16 protein-coding genes and 1 pseudogene are annotated in these 12,771 nt (G+C 44.1%); all 17 read right to left on the minus strand.

Annotated features, from left to right (window positions below; translation table 11 throughout):
• Positions 1 to 74 precede the first annotated feature (74 nt).
• A pseudogene (locus R7E78_RS23330) lies at positions 75 to 557 on the minus strand (hypothetical protein); the annotation flags it as partial.
• Positions 558 to 567: 10 nt separating this feature from the next.
• Positions 568 to 1,014 carry a type III secretion system chaperone gene (locus R7E78_RS23335; RefSeq protein WP_025768119.1) on the minus strand — a complete coding sequence of 149 codons (447 nt, stop codon included), beginning with the start codon at positions 1,012 to 1,014 and terminating at the stop codon, positions 568 to 570.
• A gap of 255 nt (positions 1,015 to 1,269) precedes the next feature.
• Positions 1,270 to 2,433 carry a VopS family T3SS effector adenosine monophosphate-protein transferase gene (locus R7E78_RS23340; protein ID WP_206970890.1) on the minus strand — a complete coding sequence of 388 codons (1,164 nt, stop codon included), beginning with the start codon at positions 2,431 to 2,433 and terminating at the stop codon, positions 1,270 to 1,272.
• Between the two features lie 118 nt (positions 2,434 to 2,551).
• Positions 2,552 to 2,869, minus strand: a complete 318-nt coding sequence (locus R7E78_RS23345; RefSeq protein WP_318058289.1) for a CesT family type III secretion system chaperone — start codon at positions 2,867 to 2,869, stop codon at positions 2,552 to 2,554.
• A gap of 185 nt (positions 2,870 to 3,054) precedes the next feature.
• The gene (locus tag R7E78_RS23350) at positions 3,055 to 3,693 is read right to left on the minus strand and encodes an HrpE/YscL family type III secretion apparatus protein (protein WP_005387146.1); all 639 of its coding nucleotides are present in this window, start codon (positions 3,691 to 3,693) and stop codon (positions 3,055 to 3,057) included.
• Positions 3,672 to 4,337 (minus strand): Yop proteins translocation protein K, encoded by a 666-nt coding sequence (gene vscK / locus R7E78_RS23355; RefSeq protein WP_213885706.1) that lies wholly within the window; start codon positions 4,335 to 4,337, stop codon positions 3,672 to 3,674. The genes R7E78_RS23350 and vscK overlap by 22 nt, the downstream gene beginning before the upstream one ends.
• A complete protein-coding gene (gene sctJ, locus R7E78_RS23360) occupies positions 4,330 to 5,076 on the minus strand; it encodes a type III secretion system inner membrane ring lipoprotein SctJ (RefSeq protein ID WP_086012989.1) in 747 nt (248 codons plus the stop codon). The genes vscK and sctJ overlap by 8 nt, the downstream gene beginning before the upstream one ends.
• Positions 5,076 to 5,420, minus strand: coding sequence for a type III secretion system inner rod subunit SctI (gene sctI, locus R7E78_RS23365; RefSeq protein WP_005387149.1), 345 nt, complete (start codon positions 5,418 to 5,420; stop codon positions 5,076 to 5,078). The genes sctJ and sctI overlap by 1 nt, the downstream gene beginning before the upstream one ends.
• Positions 5,421 to 5,428: 8 nt before the next feature.
• Positions 5,429 to 6,064 (minus strand): YopR family T3SS polymerization control protein, encoded by a 636-nt coding sequence (locus R7E78_RS23370; RefSeq protein WP_025768115.1) that lies wholly within the window; start codon positions 6,062 to 6,064, stop codon positions 5,429 to 5,431.
• Positions 6,061 to 6,420 (minus strand): YscG family type III secretion system chaperone, encoded by a 360-nt coding sequence (locus R7E78_RS23375; RefSeq protein WP_005377200.1) that lies wholly within the window; start codon positions 6,418 to 6,420, stop codon positions 6,061 to 6,063. Before R7E78_RS23375 ends, R7E78_RS23370 begins: the two co-directional genes overlap by 4 nt.
• A gap of 3 nt (positions 6,421 to 6,423) precedes the next feature.
• Entirely contained in the window at positions 6,424 to 6,672 is a 249-nt protein-coding gene (sctF, locus tag R7E78_RS23380; RefSeq protein ID WP_005377199.1) for a type III secretion system needle filament subunit SctF, read from the minus strand.
• 18 nt (positions 6,673 to 6,690) lie between these two features.
• Positions 6,691 to 6,894, minus strand: a complete 204-nt coding sequence (locus R7E78_RS23385; RefSeq protein ID WP_005377198.1) for an EscE/YscE/SsaE family type III secretion system needle protein co-chaperone — start codon at positions 6,892 to 6,894, stop codon at positions 6,691 to 6,693.
• Positions 6,881 to 8,182 (minus strand): type III secretion system inner membrane ring subunit SctD, encoded by a 1,302-nt coding sequence (gene sctD / locus R7E78_RS23390; RefSeq protein ID WP_154204535.1) that lies wholly within the window; start codon positions 8,180 to 8,182, stop codon positions 6,881 to 6,883. Before sctD ends, R7E78_RS23385 begins: the two co-directional genes overlap by 14 nt.
• A gap of 5 nt (positions 8,183 to 8,187) precedes the next feature.
• A complete protein-coding gene (gene sctC, locus R7E78_RS23395) occupies positions 8,188 to 10,062 on the minus strand; it encodes a type III secretion system outer membrane ring subunit SctC (RefSeq protein ID WP_238939336.1) in 1,875 nt (624 codons plus the stop codon).
• Positions 10,059 to 10,487 carry a YscB family type III secretion system chaperone gene (locus R7E78_RS23400; protein WP_005377195.1) on the minus strand — a complete coding sequence of 143 codons (429 nt, stop codon included), beginning with the start codon at positions 10,485 to 10,487 and terminating at the stop codon, positions 10,059 to 10,061. Before R7E78_RS23400 ends, sctC begins: the two co-directional genes overlap by 4 nt.
• A 12-nt stretch (positions 10,488 to 10,499) precedes the next feature.
• Positions 10,500 to 11,480, minus strand: coding sequence for a T3SS regulon anti-activator ExsD domain-containing protein (locus tag R7E78_RS23405; RefSeq protein ID WP_005377193.1), 981 nt, complete (start codon positions 11,478 to 11,480; stop codon positions 10,500 to 10,502).
• 148 nt (positions 11,481 to 11,628) lie between these two features.
• Positions 11,629 to 12,489: an AraC family transcriptional regulator gene (locus R7E78_RS23410; protein WP_005377191.1), complete on the minus strand. Its 861-nt coding sequence runs from the start codon at positions 12,487 to 12,489 to the stop codon at positions 11,629 to 11,631.
• Between the last annotated feature and the right edge of the window lie 282 nt (positions 12,490 to 12,771).

The following is a 12,771-nucleotide window of genomic DNA, read 5'->3' on the forward strand; positions in this document are numbered from 1 at the left end:
AATCTATATATATTAATAAAGATAATTAACTAGTGTCAATCTAATTATAACTATGGGGATTCTTAGTCGAATGAAAACTGTGACCCCTTAACACCGAACGTATTTAAGTCCGTACAGGCAAAATCACCAAGCTTTTGAAGGTTGGCTTTATGTTCGTTGATAAGCGCGGCACTCGATGAAGCTTTATTGGTTTTGGAAGATGAGGCTGCCGTTTGTGCAGTGGGCCAATTTGAGCTAGGACCAGACGACAATCTCTCAAGATTTTTCAGGCTCCCAAGCGTTAACTTGTTTTCACCGTTCAACACATTTTTCAGCATGAGCTTCGCAACATCTTTAGGAATACCCTGCTTAGTAAGCAGGTTCACTACAATATCTTTCGCTTTATTCTGGTGGCTAATACGCGCGCTGATACTTTTATTTTTTGGTGCGCCCTCTTTAACAAAAATATCTTTACCGTTGTGTGCTCGAACCTCTTTGTCGTCAGCTTGATTTTGTGTCGCCAAATGTGACGTTAACTGACTCAACGAGTGCATTTGCGATGTATTAATATTGACCATGTGTGATGCCTTAAACTTGAATAAATGCGTGTACGTCTGTTTGGCTAAAATCTACAACCGTGTTGTTTTGAAATAACTGTCCCCAAGTATCAACTAATTCGTTCAACTGAATGATTAAGTTAGCAATGTTGGTGAGTTCACTTCCAGTCGCGATAGCAACTTGAAGAACAACGTCTTTGCGTGTTGGATTCACACAAAACTGCACACCACCTGTTTCTCGATACAAAAAGTTGTATTCAAGTAAAACTTGAAGTTTATCTAGCGTAATATCATCTTGTTCTATAAGCAGGTTTTTGGAAATCAATAACTCGCCTTTTTCCTCTACGAGCAGAACATCGACACTGTTGTTTTCAGCAAAATGCAGTGACCACATTTGATCGTCATACGCTGTCACGCGCTCAAGGTTCAGCACTTCTCCTAGCTCAGAGAGAAGCATATTAATCTTTCCTGTATCCATGTTGTGTCCTGTCTAATTTATTATAACTAAGTGACATCGATATATTTATTTCAGCGAAGCCACTTGGGTATAACGGCTCATTTAAATAAGCGAATAAGGATAAAAGAGATTTTATGGCGAGATAGAAACCGACACTTTATTTCAACGTCTCATTTTTATTGCTATTAGCCGTTTTATTGAGAAGAAAAATTAAGGTTAAGCTGGAAAATAAAAGAGCGGCAATCGCCGCTCCAAAAATTAAATAGAAGTAGAAAATCACTTAATACCGTGAAGGCTATTTTCTGCATCCATAACTAAAGGATTGAACGAGTCGTTACGAAGTTCTGCTATCGCGTATAGCATGCGCCCCATGCGACCATTTCCATCGGTAAAGCCATGGTACCCGATAACTCCGGCGAACAAATGTTTACCTAAGTCTTTATCTTCTACAGGGTTCTCTTTCAAAAAGCCTTCAATGTGCTGCTTTAACATGCCCTCACCGCCAATACTTGACGGCAAAGTGCCACCCGAAATATTTGGCCCTCGGTAATCACGCTCAACATTAGGCACCAATCGAGCGTGTAGCTCTTTTAGGTTTTCCATATTCAATAAGTCTTTACCATTAGACGCGTATTCTTTCAGTAAAGACGTAATATTTTCGGCATCGTTTCCTTTAGAGTTAGAAGCATTAATGATCCACGCCGCAGCTCTTTCAACATTATTGGTTACGCCACTTTTGTTAAACGCATCCTCCGCCAGTCCTTCTGCGTATACACCTTGGCTTAGATCGGTGCTTGCTAGACCTTCGATATGACGTTGCGCCGATTTAAGATGCATCACCTCCATATCAAACACCGCTTGCATTTGATTAATGCTACCTGCCGGGTTTTTCTGCGCTGCAGATACACCACCGCCGTAGTCTTTTACTACACGTCCAGCAAGCGACTTCGCTGCACTTTCGCCAATCAGTGATGTGAGGTTTTTACCAGAATCGGTTTCTAACATTGCCTCTGTCATCGCTCGCTCTGCTAACTGGTTTAGCTCAGCAGAGTTCGACTGAACTGATTTACTGTCTAACTTCGCAAAGGCATTTAAGACATCTGATGCGGTTTTTATGCTTCCATCCTTGAAGAACATTTGTCCATGCTCAACAGAAGAAGCAGCTTGTAAACGCTGAGCTTGTCCTTGCTCATTATCAAATACGGCTTTTGTAAGGGCTTTCGCTACCGATTGTGGGCTACCTTCGCGAAACAGTTTTCCTGTCGCTTCAAAAAATCGCGCTACTGCACCATTCGTAGGATTGGCGCGAGTAAATTCTTGGGTCGCTGCGTTGATTTGGTATTCTTTGCCACCAATACTCAGCTTACCTTCGTTAAGTATCTCGTTACGAGCTTGCGGCATGGCGGCCTGCAACGCGCTAACACTTCCAAAACTGATCATGTTTTAAACCCTTAATGTGGAAAAATGAGTGGTATTCGTTTCCGGTACTTCGGTTGTTTTATTGGTTACTTCTTGTGTATTCGCACTTTTTAACCACTCGATGAAATTCGCAAATGACTCATCGAAAAAAAGATGCAGTTAGCAGTTGCTGAGGCAGGTGTATGAAACCGATATATCCGGTCTCTTCCTCCCAGCATACCGCTGGAGAGCCTTGCGTTAAGGCATCTTTCATATGTTGATGCAAAATATCAGCACTCGGTTTATCACCTGAAATCAGCCCGATAAGCGTCACACGATCTTCTTGTGCACGAATTGTGATTGCTGTGTTTTGCTCAACGAGTAGATGGCAACAATCATCTTCATCAAAAACCAACGGCTCCAATTGGCAGCGGCTGGCAAAATCTGTCAGTAAAGAAGTTATAAATCCATTAGCCATTCGACTAAATAATCCTATTTTTGTTGTTTTAGAGGCGCTGCTTGGTTGCAACACTTATCAACTAAGCAGCTTTCTTAGGTGTATTCTTAAGGATTTATGGCAGTGAATATTTTAGAAATGGTCGGATTTTTTTTGTTTAAAGGCATTAAAATGAAAAAACTCAGCAAGTGCTGAGTTTTTAAGGTTTATTCATGAATCGTAATTTTACGCTCGCTGAGCTGCTTCACCATGGCTTGCTTTAATGCATGCAGCTGTCCATCAATACTGGCGTCGATGATCCCAACTTCTGTTTCCAAAATGCAGCCTCCATTTTTCAAGCGCGCATCTGCTACCACGTCAACGTAACCGACTTCAGGGAAATCACTTAATACACCAGCCACCTTTTCCCTCACCTCAACAACCTGCTCTGGGTGGACATGTAAAATGACCTGCTTTTGGTTGCTCACCAGTTGCAACGCTTCTCGAACTACACTCACCGTGGTATCGACATCATCGAAGGTATCGATGATCTTACGTACTGCTTCTAACACCACACCTGTCATTTTTTCTTCGACTTGCTGATAGTAGTCATTACAACGTGCTAAGGTTTCAACCATCGTTTGCGCATTTTCAATCTTGGCTTGTGCAAGGCCATCTTGATAACCACGTTGTTTTTCGGTTTCGTAGGCTTGCTGGGCATTAGCAATGATGCTCTCAGCTTTGGAGTTCGCGGCTTCAACTAAGTGTTGCGAATCCAGATAACTGGCATAATCTTTCGCTTTCAGCACCTTTAAGCCAGGTGCCAGCTGCAAATTGTCTGTTTTTATTTCAACAAATGAAACCATTGAGGAATAACCTGTTTTGCGATTTTTTTTGTGAGTCGATACGCCAGATCTCGTTGATCCGCTTCCAACCAGTTAGCTGTTTCCGCGTTTTCGCTAAGTTGCTTTTCTAATTTGAATTGCCAACGAAGAACAACATCTTCCGGTGAGTTAATCAAAATAAACCTCATCCAAAAATATCCTAGCGCCCTCATGCTTGCTTCAACAGACCTTTCATCCAATAGTTCTGGTAACGAACGCTGCCAGCCTTGCGGCCAGCTGGATAACAGCATCGGCCCGTTTTGAATTAAGAACCGAGCGCCTTCCAAACCAAAAACGTTGTTCAGAACCTGTTTCGGACGTTTTAAAACAACGCCTCGCATTGCCACACAATGTAAAGCTCCGCCCACCATCAATACGAGTTGGTTCAACGCGTCTGTCGGGAGCAATGCCAAACTATGACAAGGTCTGTTAAAAGCCGTCTCAGGAACGGGAGATAACGTCCACTCATTGATACACCATTGGTTGAACATGGGGTTATCTCTCCAGCCTTCGATATTTAGTAACCAAGGCTGCTTTTGCTCTATCCAACTTCTATGGATGTACTGGCAAGGCGCATAGTTAAACTGGTGTTGTACCTGCGCGAGTGGTGTTTCTGGTTTAACCACGCTTCGTGTTCCTACGACACCATGTAAAAGTAGCGATATTCGAGCCGATGAGTGCCGCTACCAAGAACACCAAAATGGCGATAAGATTATTCGCCGTCTCTTTGGTGACCTGAACCGACAAAATGCTTTTAAATTGATTGTTTTGAGTAGCAACTCGAACCTCTGATGAGGGTACCATCACTACGCTGATTCGATCGTAGTTCAGCCCCTCAATGCTATTGTTCACTAATAATTTGATCTGCGGAACATATGAATCAAGCGCAATATCTGCTGCGTGTTTAATAAATACGGAGGCAGAAGCTGGAGTTGGACGCTCTCCTGGACGCAGATCTTGATCTTCCAAAACAACATGAACACGTGCCACCAGCACACCATCAATCTGAGATAAGGTTGAGGAGAGCTCTTGAGATTTCGCGTACACCAAACGTGCTCGCTCTGCTAATGGTGACGAGATCAAATCGTCTTTGGGAAACACCTCTTTCAGTGTGGAAAACTGCTCTCTTGGATAACCTTTTCGCTTTAGCGCGTCTACCGCGAAGGCGATTTGAGAACTGTCTACCATTAACTTGACGGTGTTGTCTTTGTCAGGTTCTTTTGTTGCAACGACACCTTCGGATAGTAAGATCGACAACATCTCATTACCCTCTTTCTGAGTAACGTTGGTGTATAACTCGGTCTGACAACCTACCAGAAACAACGTGAGCATGATGAAAACTGCTCTCATTTTATTCATCATCACTATTGTGCCTTCAATAAGGTTTCTACGTTTTGTGTGGTTTTACCCACGGTTTTCGCGATCAGCTCTTCTTGAAAAGTAATGCGTGTGAGCGCCCACTGCATTTGCAGTAATTGCGCCGGATCATCACCCACCATCTTCATGTTGTCTTGCAGGTTACTTTTCGCGTTATCGATAGTGTTTTTCAACTCGCTGATGTTTTCTAGCAAACCTCCCTCCAGGCCATTACTTGCCTCGGGAACCGACATGGCTTGCTCAAAACGTTCGCTTAAACCGTCTTCGACTTGCGCATCCTGTAACTTATCAATGTTGGTTTGCATCACCTCGGTGTACTGCGTGTTTATCATATGTACTCCTAAGATAAATCTAACTTGTGACTGTGAGTCATGATGTTTTTCACCATCGCATTTTTTTGGATCATGAAGCTAAGTTCATCACGAACCATGTCCAGTGTTGATGCCATATCAGGTAACGACTTCAACTCTGCCCAGCAATGCCATAAGGCTTGTTCTTTCTGGGCACCCAGTGGAAAATGCTGCGCTAGCATTGCTTTTAGTGCTGTTTTATCAGCAGGTGGTTCGGCAATAAGCTGTCCCGAAAAATTCCCTAGTAACTCCTGCTTCAACACCTTTAACAAATCAGATTGTGGCTGCTCGTTGCCTTTTGCACTCTTCGCCTCATGAAAGGCGTACCACATTGCCTCTCGTTTAACTTGAGGGTCGGAGAACGCTTCATTTAACGATGATAAGACACTTTGTTTACTGACAACCTCTGCGTCTTTTAATGATTCGTACCACGCTTTAATCTCCGCCAGTTTGGCTTCTGTTTTCTCTAGCGTCTCTTTTGGAGAAACATGTGAAACTTGCTCTTGCTTGTCACTTCGCTCCATGAGTGCTTTCATCTTGTCTTCATCGCTCCGCTCATAATGGCGCGACTCCGACTGACGCAAAGATTGGTGTTGAAGACTTAGGTTGCTTGAATCAATGATCATCCAAGATTCCTAATGTCCTGAGAAAAGCTCGCAGCAAATGCTTGGCTTTCTTCGCTTCCTTGTGACGCAAGTTCTACCCAGCTTTCCGCTTTGCTCAGTAAACCGGCTTTGGCAGAAGCAAGAGCCGCTAAGCTGATCAGATCTGGATAGGCGTTACAAAGTGGTTCGAGTAATTGATGAGCCTCTTCATACAAGCCTTTATTCATGAGGCTCATTGCACGAATCATCGCAACGGTCTCTTCAGAACCTGAGCTTGCTTCAAGGCCATCTGCAATCGTGTTGGCTTCTTGATGACGATGCATACCTGTTGCCATCAGCGCGATTTCAGCCAGCAGTTGGCGCGTTTCTCGTTCCATGCTTTACACCTTCTGGAGAATCGACTGCATCACATCTTTAATCGCACGAGTGGTGGTCGCATTGATATTGTAAACAACAGACCATTTGTTGATCGCGTGCTGAAGCTCGGCAAGCTTTGATGGATCATCGGCATTGGTTTCTAGGTTCTTGATGGCTGCCGTCACTTCTGTGTTGGCATCTTTCGCTTGTTGTTCTAACTTAGCTTTAACATCATCAAGGTTTACACTGTTACTAGCATCGTAAAATGACATAAGACTTCCTCGTATTTTTTAGTTAGCTTCGTATGATTCAACGACCGCATGGGCGGCTGTGTAAGCTTCATACTGTTTGAGTAGCAATTGGTACTGCTGTGGTGAGCACCCTAAATCCAACTGACGTTTCACCACCGCTTGTGCTTCTAAGAGCTTGCTCTTAATCTTGTGTACTTCCGCACCGTTTGTGTCGTTATTTAAAATTTGTTCAAGATTTGTCATTGTTCGTCTCGCCTTCATATCCGAGTTCTATTGTTATCACCCGCCCGCCTTTAACCAACTCAATACCAGCAGGTGTAACACTGGATATTCGGTAGCCCTGAGGCGTTCTTGCACCGACCATATAGCGAACATTATCGGTCAGAATCACATATGGAACCTGGCCAAAGTTAACGCTACGAAACGGGAAATCGATGTTGGTGCCTTTACTCACCTTAGGTATGGATTTCAAAACTAAGTACGGTTTCTCACCATATTGTTCCCGGAAGTCTCGGGTCACACCGTAAAATCGAGTCGTTTCGATATCATCAAGCTCACCACGAACTTCGATGCGATCACCGCTGGTGACCAACTGGACTTTTTTCAGTAGCTCCGCATCCGTCAATAACGCTTTTAGCGTATCCATGTAGGCACCCGCTCGCTGCAGTTCAACCTTCCACGCAATAAGACCCGGCACGTCTCGCTCCAAGATTTGTTCAACTTGGTTCCAGCGGCTTGCATCATCGATATAGCCCGTCAGCAGCAGTGTGCCGGTCTCATCGCCATTTTCGACTTTCACTTGGTGATAGCCGAGGTTGCGCAAAATAAATCGAACCCCGCGACGGATTTCTTCCATCGTTCTTAAGTCACTTTTGTAATTGATGCCCAATACATCAATTCGACCAAGCAGATCGAGTTTCTGTGTTCGGTCTTCAACATAGCCCTCTAGGACTGCTTGGCGTGCGGCGGCATTCCATTCCACACGAACGTCGCTAAGTTTGAGCTCGCCTAAGATGTTACGCACCAAAACAATGGGTTCTGCTTCTGTAACAATTTCATTGTTGTTTCCGTTAGCTTGGCTGTACCACATACCGGCAAAAATGACACTCGGGACAAAACTACAAAGCAAAGCGATGAGCGTTGTTTTTTTCCAGCTAGAGCGTTGCACAGCAACCACAGGTGTATTCTGTTGGCTAGATTCGTCGCTGACGTTACTCACAATTAACGCATCTTCCGCGTATCCCAGAGCGAACTTCACAACGCCGACCGAGACAACAGCATGGCGTGACAACTCGATACCACCACCTGCAACAGCGATGTCTTCACTGTTAATATTTGCCTCTTCGCAGCCTCGTAAAATGACCGAGTCTTGCTGGCAAACGAGGGTGAAATGGTTCGCTTCGACCCCAGCATCAGACAGTACAAGATCAGCAATAAAGTCGTCACTGCCAAGCACGAGAGCACCTTCAGGTAAGGTGACTTCTACTCCGGTATGCACGCCTGATAAAATACGAATTTTCCATTGCTGCATCGCGGTTAAGACTCCTCTGAAGGGCGCACACACTCACTTTGTGAGTCATCACATTCCAATACTTTCACCCGCCAACCCTTTTGCCCTGTTGGTAATTGGCACTGCGTTAATTGAGACGACTTTTGCTGTGACAATAAGTCTTGTTGATAGCGCTCGGCTTGAACCCTCGATGTGCAGCTATATACTTCCACTACCGATTTAAATTCAGCGCTATTGTTGGAGATGTTGTTAAGCTTGCCGATACTTGGTCGCAAGTCATATTCGTTGCCAATCAACACACTATCGCCAATACCATCCACAACAATTCGAGGTTCTAAAATAAACATTCGTACTGTGCGGCGCTTAGTGTTGGTATTACTTCTAAACAGCGCGCCTAAATATGGGATGTCTCCTAGCAATGGCACTTTACGTAACTGATGGCTCACTTCATCTCGGTACACACCACCGATAAGTAAGCTTTGCCCTTGTTTAACCGTCGCTAAGGTGCTGATTTCAGTTTTACGAACGGAAGGAAGATCATCGACGCCACCATCAGCGATCTTTGCACCGTCTTCGAGATGAAGGCTCAGGTTAATTTCAGGTCGTGCAGCAAATCTATCACCAACGATACGTGGGACAATTCTCAGTAACGTGCCATATGTGACCTCTTCCAGCGCTGCGGTTTCTTTACCAACCAGCTTGACGTAAAAAGTGCTGCTGTTGTTCAGTACCGCTTCGACATTTTCCTGAGTTAACAATGTTGGTCTTGAAACCACTTGAGCACTGCCTTTGGATTCCAATAAACGAATTTGAGCCAGCAAGTAATTTAGGTTGGTTGAATCAAGCAAGGACTTAAAGTTCTGTCCACTGCCGAGCGTCACATCCCCCGAATTCACATCACCTGTTGTTTTGATATCGACAATGCGGTTGTTTCCGACAGACACTCCCGCTCGCCAATCAACGCCTAACTGACTTAAATCGTTGGCACTGATATCGACAATCGATAGCGCGACTTCAATTCTTGATTGCGGCTGGTCTAATTGCGCGACCAGTTTACGATAGAGCGGTAATCGTGCTTGAGTATCACGAACGATAATCGCATTAAGGCCCGGCTCTGCTTCAACTGTTGCACCACCATGAACTGAGGCGGTTTTATTACTTTTTACAGGCTTATCTGAACTGGTAACTTCTTTGCTAGACGCACTCGTCACTTGAGTTTGAACACCAGACACGACCCGTTTTAACACCGATGCGATACCAGGGACCGTAATTGTCTGATCGCGATATGCAATTTCTCTATCCGTTGCAGAAGCGTACTTCAAAGGAATTATCTCAACGAATAATTCGTCGGTTGAATTCGATTTCTGCAGCAAGCGCGTTTCCAATGCCTCCGCCGTTTGTACCACTAAGTCGACATAACGTGGAGGACCCGCAAGATAGACTAACCCTTTGCTCTCAGCAGCTCTCCAACCATAACGAGAATCCCAAACGCCGGTGGAAATTAACGTACTGCGTAGCTCTCTAGCCGTAAGTAATTCCAATTGAAGTAAACGTGAGCGAGTTTCTGTCGCCTTATAGACATGTAAGACGGCTCCATCGAAATACCACATCAAGTTGTACACTTGCGATAAGTAATCGAGGAATTCCGCCGGATCTTCAGGGGTAAAACGCCCATTCACTCGATCGTTGACTTTGTCACTAACAGAAACCGAGACACGATAATTTGCACCGAAGTTATTCAACAACTCTTTTAATGAGTCATTATCTGCATAGTAGCGGAACGGTTGTTCGGGCCAGTGTAAGTCTGTTGCTTGCGCGTATCCCAAAGGAACAACACTCACTGCGCATAACAATGCCTTTGTTGCAGCACGCCTAATGTTGGGAAAGATTTTTAGCATCATGGTAACCACACTGTATGGTTGATTGTGTGGTTCACGCGTTCTTGTTCCAATAATGCAATGTAACGCTCACATAGATTGACGTGCTTAGAAAGCAAAGCAGAGAACCGTTCCACCGAACAGTCCTCAACCCTTACTTTACTTTGCAAAATCAATTGCTGATCATCATTGGTTGTCAGTACGCCGCCATCCTCACGAATGGTTTTTAATGAGAGCTGCATGCAACGTTGTAACGCTTGTTCTTGTTGATAATCTAGATGCTCTTTAAACTGGAAGGGTAACGTCGCTTCCCATAAAATCCATGACGCATGTTGCTTGATGGTCAGTGATAACTGGTCAACCTCGATGTTGTAAGAACCATTTTCTGAGGCAATAAAATCCCCTACCTTTAGCGCTTCCGCTAAAGATTTCATCATCTTATCTAACATTTAACGCCCTATTTAGATCTGGCTGAGGTGATTGCAAGCCTGGCCGCACTGACCACTTTGAGTATCAAAATAGTAGTGATCGATATCACCAACAGTTTGCATGTTCTTGAACCATTGCCATACTTTCGCAACCGCATTTTGGTCGTTGTAAACCACATCGCATGCATCCCAAACTTCGTTCAGCTCGGGGGCTTCAAGTCGCACTTCCGAACACCAATTTTTCCACTCAGAAATAAATTGTTCGGTTGTAGAGGTGTACTCCGCGAACCCTTTCAGCTCGTCTAAAGACGGTTGCCACTTCTCAATTAACAAACGATGACATTCAATCACTTGCAACTGTTGTTCGCTTAACGTCCCAAGTTGCTTTTTAAGTTGATGCTGCTGGCTCTTAATAAGATCGAGTTGCTGTTGAACAAAGACGGCACTGGTGTCTTCCCCTGATAGCTTCGACCAATATTCCTTCTGAATATCGAGTTGATTGATAAGTTGTTCAACTTTAATCGAAGCATGAAGAGCACTTTGATCGACTTGTCGGTTAATCCACTCGTTGAGTGATAAATGGAAACAAAGCATCAACGTTTTTGGGACAGCCAAATTAAAGCGAAAGCCCAGACGAGAGTTGATGTAGTCCAGCCTTTGTTCGAACGTTGTGATTGTGCTGCTATCACTGAGCTGCGATCCAATTTCCAAAAATAAACGCATGGCAAACCGGTCTATCGAAGCACCAAGTTTTTGATACGTTTTAACTAACTGGCTAGCGCATAGGCTATCGACGACATTTCTATCCAACAAGCGTTGAAGTAAAGATAACTGCTCATAATTTATGACGCCTTCACTCAACAATTGTCGGTGATTGACGTGCACAACATTGAGATCCTGCGTAGGTTTCGAGGCGCTTTCATAACGAGCTCCTCTTTGTAAAACAGTCACTTTCCGCTGTGTCACTATGCTGTCTGGAAAAAGCGAACGGCGTCGCCAATGCTGCTTTTTCATTTATGTTCGTCTCCGCACCCCTTTCGAACAATCCAGAAAGAAAGAGATGTAATAATTTTTAATCGTTCGTTGTTACACGATACATAATAGAATTTACACTGGTGAGTGACTTTCAAAATTAGTCAGAAAATTTTAGTCCCAAGTCATTTCATTTCGCGATAGCCACTTGATCGTCTCCCGAACGTACGCGGCTTGGGGTCGTTCCAAAACGACGACGGTAACTCTGCGTAAAGTAAGACTGACTGGAAAACCCTGCCTCCATCGCCACATCTACGATGCTCATCTTGCTCGTCAACAGCAGTTTATGAGCATGCAGTAGTCGACGCTCACTGATCCAAGCTCTTGGAGAAATGCCATAGTGCTCATTAAAAAGCTCTTTAAAAGTGGTTAAGCTGGCACCAAACTCCTGCGCGTAGTCTGTCAACTTCCATTCTTTTAAGTAATGCTGTTCCATAAATCGACGTAACCGTTCCGACGTACGGTTTGTTTGTTGTGACAGCAACGCATACAGTGATTCTCCTCCTTTGCTGTGTAGCAAGAGAATGAGTAGTTCTTCGTATTTTAGGCACATAATGGCATCAGGGTACGCTTGTTGCTCAAGCGTCTGCATGCTAGAAAGCACTTGTTCAACGAGTATGTTCAAACCAAAAGTAAACAAACCAGAACAAACTTTGTCTACCTTAGGCAGCATCATCAAGAGATCACTGTGTTTTTGCAGCAACTGACTAACGAGTTCATTGTCGTAAGCAATAATCGACGCTTTGTATGCCCCATCTAGCGGAGAGTACTCTAACAAGTAATCCCCTTGAGATAGAAATACCCCATTTTCGGCAGCAACATCGATTGTGCAATCACCTGTTTGAACTCGAAGCTGACCATTGTGAACGACAACAATGTGAGACTGGTCTGAGTGAAATACTTCGTCAGATTTTTCATAGCAGGAAAAACTACGAATTTTTCGTGAACTCGAGTCGACCCTTTCTGAGTTTAGTTGGCCTGACACATCCATTTTCTACCCTTCATTATTTTGAGTTTCTCAGTGCAAATGTTGAGAAACTTTCAAAGCACTACTTTGATTGTTGTTATTTCTAAGTACTGCTGTATGAATTAAAGAAGCAAAGAAAAGAGCATAGAAGTTCTATCACTTACCATACCCCCCGAATAATTAGCGAATAACCCAAGCATTACCTTTACCTAAAGGTAAAAGTTTGACTTGGCTTTGTTGCGTAATTCGATGGAACTAAATCAAGAAGCTACGATCTGAGCGGTTACGCCCATCAATCGTCGTAGC

The organism is Vibrio sp. YT-19(2023), assembly GCF_033337395.1.